We start from the raw sequence: 13,374 nt of genomic DNA, 5'->3' as shown, positions 1-13,374 counted from the left end.
CGCGGAAACCGTCCCCAGCCGTTAAGAATCATTGGACTGCTAGCTTAACACCATAAGCCTGCACCGGGACGGTGCGAACTTCACCCGCGACAAGTAAGACCGTAAGCTTGTACCCAACGGGTTCATAGGCTACGATCGAAGACCAATCGCCGGTCGAGGTGGTATTTGGTCCAATAGCCGATGGCCAGGCCGAGTACCGCGCCGAGGTAATGCAGCGAGCCGCCGTGGCCGATGCGGTCGAATAGGAACTCCGTCGCCCAGAAGATTAGCGTTGTTCCGCCGGAGAGCGTTGTATAGAGCGTCAGCTTGCGCGCGTGATTGTCGAGGCCAGTCGAGCGATCATTGAAAATCCAGCGCTTGTCGAGAAAGTATTTTGGCAGGATCCCCGAGGCGGTGCCGCAAAGCATCGCCGCGGCGAGCACGAAAGGCCCGCCGTAGAGCGCCATGACGCTGGCCTGGACCGCGAGATTGATGGCGGTCGAGATCCCGGCGAAAACCGAATAGCGAACGGCCAGCGACAGGCGCGGAGCACGGGTTAGGACTAAGACTGCGGGTTGCATCACAGGCTCGCGGCGAAGATGACGAGACAAAGCAGACCGCAAACTTGACTGGCCCGATCGGTGATGGCGAAGAACACGGGATCCTCATGCATTTCGTTGCGGTGCGTGAGCACCAGGATACGGCCGAGCCAATAGACCAGCACGCTGCAGATCAGAAACAGCCGGTTGGGCGAGCTATAGAGCAGCCGCACTGCGTCGCTGCTGACATAGAGCCCCATGACGAGAACCGCGGTGAAGCCACTTGCCGCGGCCAGCGCCTCGAGTACCGGCAGATCCGAAAGCCTGTAATCGCGGCCTGAGGGATCGCCCAAGCCATTGGCACTGCGGTCGGCCAGTTCCGCACTGCGCTTGATGAGGGCGAGGCTGGTGAAGAGGAACATGCTGAAGGCGCCTAGCCAGGCCGACATCGGCACGCCGACCGCGACCGCACCGGCATAAAGCCGGATCCCGTAGAGCAGGGACAGCACCACGACATCGACCATCAGCTGGCGTTTCAGGCCCATCGAATAGGCGACGGTGATGCCGTAGTAGATCGCGAGTAAGGCGACGAAATAGGGCGGCAGCAGCACGGCCAGGCCGAAGCTCGCGATCAAGAGAACCGGGATCATCACCAGCCCGTGCAGCATCGGCACCGTGCCCGCCGCGAAGGGACGCAGCCGCTTGGTGCGATGCCGGCGGTCTCGCGCGAGATCGGCGAGGTCGTTCATCACATAGACGCTGGAAGCGCAGAGGCTGAAAGCCATAAAGGCGATCAGGCAATGCACGATATCGGCGGTGTCGATGAGATGGGCGCCGAGCATCGGCATGACCAGCAGCAGGTTCTTGGCCCATTGGTGGACCCGTATCGCCTTGATATAGGCGCGGGGCTCGGCGCGAAGCTGACCCAAGACGGTCGCATTGGGCCAGCGGCTGACCGCCTGCCGCGTCAGCCTGGCATTGGCATTGACTACCAGCACGCCGGCCGCCTTCTCCCAGACCTGGAGATCGACCTTGTCGTTGCCGGCATAATCGAAGCCGCCCTCGCCGAAGGCCGCGCAGAGCGCTGCGGCTTTAGCGGAGCCGGAGAGGTTGGTGGTGCCGTCCGAGGCGAAGACGCCGTCGAAGAAGCCGAAATGCGCCGCCACGGCCTCCACCAGGGAGCGATCCGCCGCCGAGGCCAGATAGAGGCGCCGGCCCCGGGCCCGCTCTGCTGCCAGTAGATCGAGCAGATCCTCGTTCCAGGGCATGGGCGCGAAATCGAGCTGGACGTCCTCCGCCAGCCGCGCTTTCAGCGCCGCCTTGCCATGGCGCAAAGCGAGCAGGCCGCCGAGCGCTTTGAGCGGCCGCGTCGCGACCGTTGCCGAGAAGCTTTCGACCAACAGATCTGACCGCAGCAGCGTGCCATCGAGATCGACCACGAGCGGCGGTTCGAGCGCCGCGTCGTCGTGAACCGCATCATGCGACGCATTGACGACCATCCGGGCCGGAGAGAGGGTTTCCCGGTCACGCAGCTCTCTCGCCCGCGCGAGGGGCGTCGGCTCGAGATTCATCACGCCCTCAGCCACGAGGAGTCGTCATCCACGACAGCGGTTGCCTTGCAGACACTGATGCCTCGTTCCATCGGTTGGGTCCTAGTCGTTATAGGGTAACGAACGGTGCTCGCCGTTCGAGTTGGCTCTTTGGCGAGGGGTCCCGGGGCGCTAATCACATCGGATAGCTAGGGCATTTACTACGCGGATCGTGGCTTCGGCCTTAAATTATCCAGTCAATCCGTAACAATTCTTTCAAGATGAGTTTTCTGGAATACGGCCACCAGAGGACGTTACCTTCCTGTGTCCATCCGTCGGTGCGGCTGAATACGGAGAAAGGTAAAGGCGCCACCAGAGGCCGCGATCCCAAATGCGCTCAGCTTACGTTACACTGGTGAATCCCGACCAGCTGTTGAGCCGGCCTCTCCAGCGCGGCAACCGTCTCTCAAGATCCGGGGAAAAACGGCAGGACCAGGGCCGTGACGTCGGCCAGGTCGGCAAGCCAAGGATGAAGACTTGACCTAGAATGGCTCCGGTGAGGTACTAACATCGGATCGCGGCGCTTCGCCGCTTTCGCGTCTGGCGTCGCCACTCGAGGGGACGCACGTGACGGTCGGCTACCAAGCATTGACGACGCGGCCGGTTAAGTTTCTAGGAGATACATTTTGGCTCTTCGACGCCTAATTTCTGCCAGAGGCGCTCATTCTAGAGACAGCGATATGGCGGTCTTGGAATTCCAATCCCCAACTGGAGCTCTGATCGCGACCCCGGTCTCCAGTTCAGCAAATTATGTTTCTTTCATAATTGGCACAGTTGTCATTGCAGCGCTTGTCGGATCCTGCATAATTAAGCTCGACAAAATTGTCGTCGGCCACGGAAAGCTGGTCTCAACCGTCCCGACCATGATGATGCAGCCATTGCAGACCTCGATCGTCCGCAACATCTACGTTCGCCGCGGTCAAATCGTCCGTAAGGGACAGCTACTCGCTCAACTAGATCCGACCTTTTCCGCTGCAGACAACCAAGCGGATCAGGAGCAGGTGGATAGCTATTCTGCTCAGATTGAGCGGCTACAAGCGCAGATCAGCAACAAACCTTATTTCCCGAGCGCATCCAACCCGCAATCAGAGCTCCAGCTCCAGGCATATGATCAGCTCCAGGCCCAATATCATTATGGGGTAAAAAACTTCGACCAACAGATCGTCGGTCTCGAAGCAACGCTGCAACACGCACAATCAGATATCGATCAATATAACAATCGCTTGGCAATTTCGTCGAACGTTGAACATATGCGCGATCAGCTACAACAGATGCAGGTGGGAAGCCAGCTCAACACGCTCGCAGCAGTGGATAATCGACTGAACATGGCCGGCAACCTGGCGGATGCACAATCCGCAGCGAAACAGGCCCTTGGCAATATTGCCTCTACAGTGGCCCAACGTGGCGCGTTTATACAGCAATGGTTCTCGACCTTATCCTTGCAACTACAGCAGGCACAAAATTCACTGGCAACAGCACAGCAATCGCTAACCAAAGATACGAAGGTCCACCAACTGGTCGAACTTCGTGCCGATCAAGATTCCGTAGTGCTCAACCTAGCGCATGTTTCGCCGGGTTCCGTACTACAAAGCGGCCAGCAATTCATCTCGCTTGTTCCACGCAATGCCCCGCTCCAGGCGGAAATCGTAATCGACGGCACTGAGTCCGGCTACGTGGGAGTCGGAAATCCCGTCAAGATAAAGCTGCAAAGTCTACCCTACATGATCTATGGCTCCGTCAAGGGTCACGTTTCGTGGGTCAGCGCCGATTCATTTGATCAACAGGACGTTCAGCAGGGTGCCATCACTAACATCAGCGGCACTCCGCCGCAGGACCTATTCTACGAAGCGCGGGTCGAGTTCGACCACAACGAACTCCACAACGCGCCGCCCGGTTTTGCCCTGACGCCCGGTATGCCGATCGACGCCGACGTGAAGGTTGGCCAGCGTAGGATTATTTCATACCTTCTAACGCGTATGCTGCCTGCCTTGCAGTCGGGTAAGCCCTCGCGATGATGGCGGCGTGGTTGAGGACATTTTGAAATCTTTGCCTGGACGTTTGGCGGAAACATTGGCTCCTCTTTCTTAGGTCGTGTCGCAATCAGCGACAGCGAAGCGCCGACATAGCTAGTCTTAGGGTTCGGGCTATTGCTATACTCAGCGCCATGCGTGTTAGGTAAGCAGGGCTTGCTCTGCCTCGTAGGCTCAAGGGAGGGCACTCCGAACGTACGGACATTTGCCGAACATGATGATCTATTCATCGTGTTCGGGTTAGCTTAATTGAACTTAGCAGCCAACGTGGATCGTAGCGCATGACCTTGTCGACATCGCATGAGCTTCCCATTCCGCCATTCGAAATGCGCGAGCTTGTTGGCCCTACGGACGTCGCCGAGTTTGGCAATCCTACCAAGAAGCCAATCCTCGGCCTGGATGAAGCCCATCTTGATTCTGTGCTTGATTTTGGCTGTGGATGCGGACGGCTCGCACGCCAAATGATGATGCAGCATGCGCGACCAGGTCGCTACGTCGGCTTTGATCTTCATCGCGGGATGGTTCGTTGGTGTCAGGAGAACCTGTCCCCTCACGCACCTGAATTCGTTTTTGTGCACCATGATGTCGACAACATGTCGTTCAATCCAGGAGCCGAGAAACCAGCGATTCTGCCAATGCCCGCAGAGGACAGGGCGTTTAGTTTGATGATAGCCATGTCAGTCTTCACCCATACGATCGAGGGACACGCTGAATATTACTTGAAAGAGGTATCGCGCGTCCTTCGTGACGACGGGCTGCTCGTTGCCAGCTTCTTCTTGTTTGACAAACAATATTTTCCAATGATGCAGGGTTTTCAAAATGCACTCTACATCAATCTTGATGACCCATGGAGCGCGGTGATTTTGGATCGAGGATGGCTTGAGCTAACTTTGCGTGCGTTAGGTCTCGGGATTGTGCGCGCTCAAGCTCCGGGGGTCCGTGGACACCAGTGGCTCTTGCATATTCGCTCGGTCGCGGCTGGCGAGCCATTTATTACTTTGCCCGAAGACGAAGGACCTTTCGGACGTATACTGGCACCGATATCAAGAGCCGATCCTTCGACTATAAAGTGATCTCACCGCAGAGCATCGTTAACGGCAGTCACAAGCGGCCGTAGGCAATATCCATCTTCCGCGACCTTGCCGGGTCGTCCGAAACAACGGCCTCGACTAGAAGACGATCTCCCCATGTCTCATGTCGAACAACATCAAAGCAAGCGTCGTGCAACATATCTAAAACGCATGCAGCGTTTGGTGACCAGAAGTTCGTGATATCGCCAGCAAGGCTGGCCGCTTTATAATATCGCGCCGCTGGGATGTCTTTGGAGAAATCATTGTCCGAGTGCGTCTCCAATAATAGTGTCGATCCACAAAGCGATCTGACTTTGTGGAACGCCTTGATCATATCGGGTAGATGATAAAGCACGCCTAAGAAGAGGACGAGGTCGGACTGTCCAACTCCGTCGACATTTATGTCATATACATTGCAATGCTGATAATGAAACTCTTTGCCGTAAAGCTTCTCCATCACACCGAAGCCGTGTGCCTCTTTCCTTCTGAAATCAACAGCGGTGACATTGCCGCCGAGCATATCCATTCTGCGCGTGTAAAAACCATCCGAGGCGCCGATATCCAATATGGTTTTGCCTGCACATCGCTCGTCGATCTGGAGCTTGTCCCAGAGGAAGACGGGATCGTAGGATCCCGGTGTCACGACGCCCGGATAAATTTCAAACTTGTGGTGCCAGTGAGGAATAGACGCGACCAGGTCGCGCGCTTCGTTAGGCGTCATAGACATGGAACCTGCTCTCTTTTGTTTCTTTTAAAGACCAACAAACAGCGCAACTGGGAGTAAGCATCTAGAATGCTATGCTTTCAATCAGGACGTCTTGGCAACGCGGGCATGACATAGCGTCGTCCTAACAGAGACTAGGACGCTGGTGTCGGAGTAGAGAGAACGAAATCGAACTGCAAGGTGGCTTGTGTGTGGTATGAAGTCATCCGTATTGGAGCCGAATCAGAACCATGCCCGTCAATCTCTCCATCAGGAATGCGCCTGATCAGGTGGTTCTCGGCCTGCGGGAGTGGGCGCAGCGACATTGCCGGTCTCTTCAAGGCGAATTACTTGCTATTATAGAAGCGGCCGTTGAGAAGGATCACCGCTCTAGCCCCGCTGATGTCATGGGCGAAATACGCCGGCTTGGCCTGAGGACGCCGCGCGAGGCGGCCGAGCTGATCCGCGCCGATCGTGACGGCCGTTAAGATCGTCGATGCCTCGGCGCTTGCCGCTCTACTATTTGGCCAGCCGGAGGCGGAAGCCATTGCCGGGCGTCTCGCGGGCGCGCCTTTGATCTACTGTGCTTAGCCTCGAATTGACGAATATCTGCCTGATCAAATGCTGCCGGCACTCCGGACCAGAAACGTATCGGCCCATACGGTAGGTAATCGGCTGACGTTTAGTAGACGGTAGGTTTACTACCTCCTCAGGCGCGACGGTTGGCGGCGTCACGCCTCCGAGATCGCTTGCGTGGATGAGGTTTCCCTCGATCACGGCGCCGTCCTGGAGCTTGCAAGCGAGACCGGCCTCACCGCCTACGACGCGAGCTACCTTTGGCTTGCCCGGCAGCTCAAAGCGGAGCTGGTGACCCTGGATCGACAGCTTGCGCATGCGGAGGCCACGACCCGCTTGTGAGCGGGCCATGCGACGCTCCACCTATTCCCTGCCCGGCACACCATCGGTTTGGCGCCAGAAGCCGAGCGGGTTGCCGTCGCGCAATTCCTCGGGCAGCACCGTGTTCGGGATGTCCTGGTAGCAGATCGGCCGCAGGAAACGGCGGATCGCGAGAGTTCCGACGGAGGTCGAGCGGCCGTCCGAGGTCGCGGGGTAGGGTCCGCCATGAACCATGGCATGCGACACTTCCACGCCGGTGCCGAAACCATTGGCCAGGATGCGGCCGGCCTTGCTTTCGAGCAAAGGAAGCAGCGCCGCCAGCTGCGCGGTGTCGCTTGCGGCGAAATGAACGGCCGCCGTGAGCTGGCCCTCCAGCGCCTCGACCACGGCTTGCAGCTCCTCGGCGCTGCCGGCACGCACGACGAGGCCAGCGGCGCCGAAAACCTCCTCCTGCAATTCGGGATGGGCAAGGAAGGCATTGGCCGTGGTCGAGAATAGCCCGGCCTGGCCCTGATTGGTGGCGCCCTCCAATCCAAGACCGATGGTTGTCACCTCGGCATGCCGCGCGAGCTTCGCGACCCCCGTGCAATAGGCTTGATGGATGCCGGGCGTCAGCATGGTGGCCGCCGCCGCAGCCGCGAGGCTCTCCGCCGCGGCTTGCAGGAAGCCGTCGAGCCCTGGACCTTCCTCCGCCAGGATAAGCCCGGGATTGGTGCAGAACTGGCCTGCCCCGAGGGTGAGGGCGCCGACGAAGGCGCGACCGATGGCGGCACCGCGCTCGGCTAAAGCGCCGGGCAGGAGCAGCACCGGGTTAATGCTGCTCATCTCGGCATAGACCGGGATCGGCTCGGGCCGCGCTGCCGCCGTTCGCATCAGCGCGATGCCGCCGCCACGCGAGCCAGTGAAGCCGACTGCCTTCATCCGCCGGTCGGCGACCAAGGCCTGGGCGATCTCGCGGTCCTGCGCGAAGAGCAGTGAGAAGACGCCCTCTGGCATGCCGCAGGCGGCCACGGCCTGCTGCACAGCTTGGCCGACCAGCGCCGAGGTGCCGGGATGGGCAGAATGCGCTTTGACGATGACCGGGCAGCCGGCCGCCAAGGCGGAAGCGGTGTCGCCGCCGGCGACCGAGAAGGCGAGCGGAAAATTGCTCGCACCGAAAACCACGACCGGACCCAGCGGGATATTGCGCAGGCGCAGATCGACGCGAGGCAGGGGCTTGCGCTCGGGCAAGGCCGGATCGACCCGCAGGTCGAGGTAATTGCCGTCCCGCACGACCGTGGCGAAGAGGCGTAGCTGGCCGACCGTGCGGCCGCGCTCGCCCTCGAGCCTGCCGCGCGGCAGGCCGGTTTCGGCCATACAGCGCTCGATCAGCGCCTCGCCGAGTTCGAGAATGTTTTCGGCGATGGTCTCGAGGAACAGCGCCCGCGCTTCCGGCGATTGGTGCCGATAGGGATTGAAGGCGAGGGCGGCGAGGCGGCAGGCCTCCTCCATCTGGGCGCGGCTGGCGCCGCCGAAGACAGGTTCTAGGGGCTTACCAGTCGCCGCCTCAATCGCCCGGATCTCGCCTTGCTCGCCACGAAGCTGGCGGTCGCCGATGAGAAGATCGCCGATGATGCTCATGGATGGTTCCCTTCGCTGGCATCGCGGCGCGGCCGCACGGCGGCCTCCATCAGTCCACGCGAGGCGAGGTTGGCCATGAGCGCGCGGAAGCCGAATTCCCAACGCGGTGCCTCGTCGCTATAGCCGACGCGGTTGACCAGTGTGCCGAGACGCGGCGAGCCGATGACGACCACATCGTCGCGCTTATGCGTGAAGCCGCCGCCATTCCCGCGATCCTGGGTCGGCGCGAACATGGTGCCGAGAAACAGCACGAAGCCGTCGGGATATTGGTGCGTGCCGCCGATCGTCTGCCCCACTAGATCGGCCGGGTCTCGACTAATTCGGCTGAGCGAGCTCACCCCCTCCATGACAAAGCCGTCGCTGCCCTCGACGCGCAGCGTGACATCGGCCCGCCGCACATCGTCGAGGGAGAAACTCCCATCGAAGAGGCGGATGAAGGGGCCGATGGAGGTCGAGGCGTTATTATCCTTGGCCTTGGACAGCAGCAGCGCGCTGCGCCCCTCAAAATCCCGCAGGTTCACATCATTGCCGAGGGCCGCGCCGACGATGCGGCCGGCACTCGACACGGCCAGCACGATCTCTGGTTCTGGGTTGTTCCAGTGGGATTTCGGATGGATGCCGACGGTCGCGCCATAGCCGACCGCGGAGAGCGGCTGTGCCTTGGTGAAGATCTCCGCATCCTCACCGAGCCCGACTTCGAGATATTGCGACCACAAGCCGCGTGCCATGAGTGCGGTCCGCAATGCCTTCGCCTCTTCCGAGCCGGGCGTCACGGCGGAGAGATCCGTGCCGATCTCAGCGGCCAGCGCCGCCCGCACGGCGGCCGCCTGGGCGGGATCGCCCTTGCACTGTTCCTCGACCACGCGCTCCAGCAGGCTGGCCGCGAAGGTGACGCCGGCGGCTTTCACGGCCTGGAGATCGATCGGCGCCAGGAAGAAGGGCCGTGCTGCATCCTGGGCCTCCGGATCGCTGTTGCGCAGCAGCGCCTCGACCGTGCCGAGCGATTCCCCGAGCGGCAGAGTGCGAAGAAAAGCCGCCGGATCCTCGAGGTCGAGCAGTGCCGAGATCGTCGCGACATGGCGCGAGACGTCATACACGCCGTCTGACCGGATGACGACGACCGCAGGGCCACCTTGGGAGCCGGGCAACCAGACGCGCCCCACCCAGCTTCCTGCATAACCATCCTCAGGTGCCACATAGGCGTCGTACAGCATCTCGGCATCTCCGTTTTTGCCAACGTCTCAGCCAGTTCTGACGTCAGAACTGGTCGTTGGCCAAGCCTGTCGTTGGTAAAGGCTGCGTCGCTTATTCCGCCGCAAGTTGCTGCCCCGCAGGCCGCGCCGTGATGAGGTCTCGATGCATCTTGCCGTTCTTCATAATCATCGCAAAGTGATCTGGCCCGACGAGCACGGAGAGATCCTCCAGCGGGTTGCGGTCAACGAGCAGAAGGTCGGCCAGTGCTCCCTCACGAATGACGCCGAGTTCGCCGGCGTGGCCCATGAGATCGCCGCCGACGCTGGTGGCGCAGCGCAGCGCCTCGGCCGGGGAATAGCCGAAGAACTTCACGAAATGCCCGATATCCCGTGCATTCTCACCCATCGGCGTGATGTTGAAACCGTAATCGCCGCCGATCACCACGCGAATACCCCGGCGACGGATCTCGTGATAGGCCCGGCAAGTCGCCTCGAGCTTGCGCGGCAATTGCATCCTCTCCACCGCGGCACGCGGCATGCCGACGCGGTCATGCTCGAAGACGGCATTATGCACCAGCCCAAAGGCGGGGCCGACGAAGAGGCGATCCTTCGCAGCCTCCAGCATGTCGAGTGCTTCCTCGTCGGCGAAATCGCAGTGATAGATGCAATCGACCTGATTGCGCACGGCGCGCTTCACCGCGGCGGCGGCGCGGGCATGGCAGGACACCCGCTTGCCCCATTCATGCGCCACCTCAACAGCGGCCGCGACTTCGACCTCAGTCATCGAGGTCACCTCGCCGCGCACGTGGCTCACGAATTCGTCGCCGGAGATATTGATCTTCACATTGTCCACGCCTTCGCGAATGCAAAGCCGCACGGCGCGGCGGATCTCGTCCGGCCCGTCGGCTATCATGCCGAAGCTCTCGGCCGGGATATTCTGTCGCCGTTCGTCGCCAAGACCGGCAGTCACTGTGATTTCTGGTCCGGCGGTGCGGTAGCGTGGCCCGGCGAGGTAGCCGTTCTCGATCTCGTCCTTAACCACGACGTCCAGCCGCAGCTTGGCGGAGGCAGCCGAATAGCAGCTGGTGAAGCCGTGGTTGAAGATGAGGGTGGCATTACGGCAGGTCCGCAACAGATGCTCCTCGACGGGGATTTCGCCGAGATCCTTGTTCTGGTTCACGCCGACGAAGGACAAATGGCAATGGCCCTCGACTAGGCCGGGGATCAGCGTCATGCCCTGGCCGTCGATGATCTCGGCGGCGCGTTCTGAGGCAATCTGGTTGCGACCTCGTGCGACAGCGCGGATCCGATTGCCCTCGACGACGACCTCGCCCGGATAAGGCGCGTCGTCGATCCCGTCCCAGATGGTCACGTTCCTGAACAGAACCGCGTTCATGCGCCTCTTCTCCTCCCCGCTTGCCCGCTTCACGCGGGTCCCTTGCGAAAGCCTTTCTATTGCCGCGCAGCCTTCCAAAGCCTGCGATGGCCCGCGATCAATCTCTAGCATGAGCGCAATGCGAGGCGCGTAGCCGCGAAGCTGGCGGAAAGCAGGATCGTCACTGGATCGTGATCCCGAGAATGACGTCCCAACTACCCGCGAAAATGCATCAATCGTTAGAAAATCCTTTTTTATAGATTTTTGTGAAGAGTTTTATCGTTAGACAATACAACATGAGTATCCGAGCTCTGAAACAGTCTCCAATGTGACAATTTTTTGTCAAAGATTCAGACAACACGGCCGCGGCCGTGGTTAGTACTTGGTTGTTAAATAATTAATTCAGGGTTAGATTTCTGTTGCGCTGCACAAATTTGTGCGTTATTTGATATCTCGAAGTCACTACAAGCAAATTTATCCGATATGGTCCATTTCACCACGGTAGGAAAAGTTGAGCATGGCAGAGACAACAATCATAGGCGGAACAGCTAGTTTTAATTTCATCCCAAAAGGTATTAGTACTGTAATTGACCTTTTTGGAAAAGACACGTTACTTGGGGGCGCCGGAAATACTACCTATATCCTTCAAGGTTCGACGACGGTATTACTAACCGGCGGCAGCGGCACCAGCACGATCTTTGCCCATGGTGACGACACCATCTTTGCCGGCAGCGGCAACGCCACGGTCTTCGGCGATGCCGATCCGCTCTTCTTTGTCGGCGGCACCGGTAATGCCATAGTCCAGGCCGGCGCGGGTAGCTCCACGCTGTTTGGCGGCTCCGGGCCGGGGACCACGACATTTTCCGGCGGCAGCGGCAATGCCACCCTCATAGGCGGCGCTGGTCCCACTACCCTGATTGGCGGCTCCGGCAAGACGGATGCCTTCGCGGGCACCGGCCCCACCACGATGATCGGCGGCAGCGGGGCTTTCTCCTTCGACGGCACGGCCAGTTCTAAACCGGAAGAGGTCTTCACCGGCAGCAGTACGGGTGCGGTCACCTTGGGTGGCGGCGCGGATACCGTGGTGGGCGGCAGCGGCGCATCCACGATCACTGGCGGCGCGGGCAAGGACATCTTCAACTTCCTGTCCGGCCATGCGGGCGGCACGGAAACGATCAACGACTTTACTTGCGGCGATAAGCTTACCTTCACCGGTTACGGAACCGAACCGCCAGTGGCGTCGGAGACGATAACGGGCGGTTCGGATCATATTAAACTGACCGACGGCACCGAAATCACTCTGACGGGCGTCGACCACAAGCAGTTCTGATTGGTTGAGCAGTCTCGACCTAAGGTCGAGACTGCAGTTCTGCACCGGCCTTCACCCCCACCCGGCCACCCATCAGCATACTGTCGTGGGTGGTTGGGTAGGAGTGAGGGCCGGTGCAAACTTGCAGGCATTGATTGCATTGCAATCAATGCCTATGAATGTCGTGCAGACAACGACACTCCTACCCATGAGTAGCATCACGATCCGTAATCTCGACCCGGCGGTGAAAGAGCGGCTGCGCATCCGCGCCGCCGAGCACGGACACTCCATGGAAGCCGAGGCACGGCTGATTCTTCGGACGACCCTTCAGGCGCCGGAACCGCCGCCGGGGCCTAACCTCTATGAGCGCATCCGCGCCCGCTTCGAACCGCTCAGCGGCGCTGATGATCTGGAATTGCCGCCGCGCCTGCCGGATCGCGAACCGCCCCGCTTCGATTGATGTTCGTCCTCGACACCAATATCCTGTCCGCGATCATGGGCTCTCGGCCGGTGCCGGAAGTGGCGGCGTGGATCGCTGGCCAGCCGGAGGATTTGCTGTACACCGCCACGGTCTGCCAGGCCGAAATCCTATCCGGTCTCGCCATCATGCCGGAATGCCGCCGCCGTCTGGCCCTGGAAGCCGCGGCCCGAGCCATATTCACGGAGGATTTCGACGGGCGCGTGCTGCCTTTCGACACGGAGGCTGCCGCTGCCTATGCCAAGATCTTCGCCGCCCGCAAGCGCGCCGGCCGTACGGCAACACCGCTCGACCTGATGATCGCGGCGGTGGCGCGCGCCAAGGGTGCCGTCGTGGTCACACGCGACACCAGCGGCTTCGAGGATTGCGGTGTGCCGCTCATCAATCCGTGGGAGGTGTATCGTTAAGCCGGCGCAGGCTTGCGCGGCGTAAGCCGCCAAATGTGACACGGGATGCGTCGCCGGCAGGGGTCAGAGAAGCGCCGCGAGCGCGTGGGACCGGCTATACGAGCGTCCAGGCGCGCTGTAACTCAGGCGCAATCGGGGACGGCCCCGGATCCAGCTTACGGCGCCAGAGGGTTCAACCAGCACTC

13 protein-coding genes and 1 pseudogene are annotated in these 13,374 nt (G+C 60.4%); 7 read left to right on the top strand and 7 right to left on the bottom strand.

Annotation, left to right across the window (positions count from 1 at the left end):
- Positions 1-122: 122 nt before the first annotated feature.
- Both GSQ83_RS26540 and GSQ83_RS26535 read right to left on the bottom strand, forming a co-directional pair.
- The gene (locus GSQ83_RS26540) at positions 123-560 is read right to left on the bottom strand and encodes a GtrA family protein (RefSeq protein ID WP_158805871.1); all 438 of its coding nucleotides are present in this window, start codon (positions 558-560) and stop codon (positions 123-125) included.
- Positions 560-2,089: a UbiA family prenyltransferase gene (locus GSQ83_RS26535; protein ID WP_254065950.1), complete on the bottom strand. Its 1,530-nt coding sequence runs from the start codon at positions 2,087-2,089 to the stop codon at positions 560-562. Before GSQ83_RS26535 ends, GSQ83_RS26540 begins: the two co-directional genes overlap by 1 nt.
- A gap of 698 nt (positions 2,090-2,787) precedes the next feature.
- Here GSQ83_RS26535 and GSQ83_RS26530 point away from each other — a divergent pair.
- Together GSQ83_RS26530 and GSQ83_RS26525 are read left to right on the top strand one after the other, a co-directional pair.
- Positions 2,788-4,122 (top strand): HlyD family type I secretion periplasmic adaptor subunit, encoded by a 1,335-nt coding sequence (locus GSQ83_RS26530; protein ID WP_158805870.1) that lies wholly within the window; start codon positions 2,788-2,790, stop codon positions 4,120-4,122.
- A 296-nt stretch (positions 4,123-4,418) separates the two neighbouring features.
- The gene (locus GSQ83_RS26525; protein WP_158805869.1) at positions 4,419-5,210 is read left to right on the top strand and encodes a class I SAM-dependent methyltransferase; all 792 of its coding nucleotides are present in this window, start codon (positions 4,419-4,421) and stop codon (positions 5,208-5,210) included.
- A 28-nt stretch (positions 5,211-5,238) separates the two neighbouring features.
- Here GSQ83_RS26525 and GSQ83_RS26520 read toward each other — a convergent pair whose 3' ends face one another.
- On the bottom strand, positions 5,239-5,934 hold the full coding sequence (locus tag GSQ83_RS26520) for a bifunctional 2-polyprenyl-6-hydroxyphenol methylase/3-demethylubiquinol 3-O-methyltransferase UbiG (protein WP_158805868.1): 696 nt from the start codon (positions 5,932-5,934) through the stop codon (positions 5,239-5,241).
- 227 nt (positions 5,935-6,161) lie between these two features.
- Between GSQ83_RS26520 and GSQ83_RS31545 the strand changes: the two are divergent.
- A pseudogene (locus GSQ83_RS31545) lies at positions 6,162-6,230 on the top strand (hypothetical protein); the annotation flags it as partial.
- Between the two features lie 27 nt (positions 6,231-6,257).
- On the opposite strand, the gene GSQ83_RS29695 reads toward GSQ83_RS31545, so the two are convergent.
- Complete coding sequence (locus GSQ83_RS29695; RefSeq protein WP_174246737.1) at positions 6,258-6,458, bottom strand: hypothetical protein; 201 nt, start codon at positions 6,456-6,458, stop codon at positions 6,258-6,260.
- A gap of 205 nt (positions 6,459-6,663) precedes the next feature.
- On the opposite strand from GSQ83_RS29695, the gene GSQ83_RS30775 reads away from it, so the two are divergent.
- Entirely contained in the window at positions 6,664-6,828 is a 165-nt protein-coding gene (locus GSQ83_RS30775) for a type II toxin-antitoxin system VapC family toxin (RefSeq protein WP_254065926.1), read from the top strand.
- A 21-nt stretch (positions 6,829-6,849) separates the two neighbouring features.
- Here the strand turns inward: GSQ83_RS30775 and GSQ83_RS26510 are convergent, their stop codons facing one another.
- From GSQ83_RS26510 to GSQ83_RS26500, 3 genes are all read right to left on the bottom strand, one after another.
- Positions 6,850-8,427: an aldehyde dehydrogenase (NADP(+)) gene (locus GSQ83_RS26510; RefSeq protein ID WP_158805867.1), complete on the bottom strand. Its 1,578-nt coding sequence runs from the start codon at positions 8,425-8,427 to the stop codon at positions 6,850-6,852.
- On the bottom strand, positions 8,424-9,641 hold the full coding sequence (locus tag GSQ83_RS26505) for a fumarylacetoacetate hydrolase family protein (protein WP_158805866.1): 1,218 nt from the start codon (positions 9,639-9,641) through the stop codon (positions 8,424-8,426). The genes GSQ83_RS26510 and GSQ83_RS26505 overlap by 4 nt, the downstream gene beginning before the upstream one ends.
- 91 nt (positions 9,642-9,732) lie before the next feature.
- A complete protein-coding gene (locus GSQ83_RS26500; RefSeq protein WP_158805865.1) occupies positions 9,733-11,016 on the bottom strand; it encodes an amidohydrolase family protein in 1,284 nt (427 codons plus the stop codon).
- A gap of 496 nt (positions 11,017-11,512) precedes the next feature.
- Between GSQ83_RS26500 and GSQ83_RS26495 the strand changes: the two genes are divergently transcribed.
- From GSQ83_RS26495 to GSQ83_RS26485, 3 genes are all read left to right on the top strand, one after another.
- Positions 11,513-12,325, top strand: coding sequence for a calcium-binding protein (locus GSQ83_RS26495; protein ID WP_254065949.1), 813 nt, complete (start codon positions 11,513-11,515; stop codon positions 12,323-12,325).
- 187 nt (positions 12,326-12,512) lie between these two features.
- Entirely contained in the window at positions 12,513-12,764 is a 252-nt protein-coding gene (locus GSQ83_RS26490) for a FitA-like ribbon-helix-helix domain-containing protein (protein WP_158805863.1), read from the top strand.
- Positions 12,764-13,189, top strand: a complete 426-nt coding sequence (locus GSQ83_RS26485; RefSeq protein WP_174246739.1) for a PIN domain-containing protein — start codon at positions 12,764-12,766, stop codon at positions 13,187-13,189. Before GSQ83_RS26490 ends, GSQ83_RS26485 begins: the two co-directional genes overlap by 1 nt.
- Positions 13,190-13,374 lie beyond the last annotated feature (185 nt).

The sequence above is a fragment of the Acidisoma sp. L85 genome (genome assembly GCF_009765865.1).
In the GTDB taxonomy this organism is placed as follows: domain Bacteria; phylum Pseudomonadota; class Alphaproteobacteria; order Acetobacterales; family Acetobacteraceae; genus Acidisoma.
The sequence above is the reverse complement of the archived record's forward strand: the minus strand, read 5'-3'. Positions and strand labels throughout refer to the sequence as shown.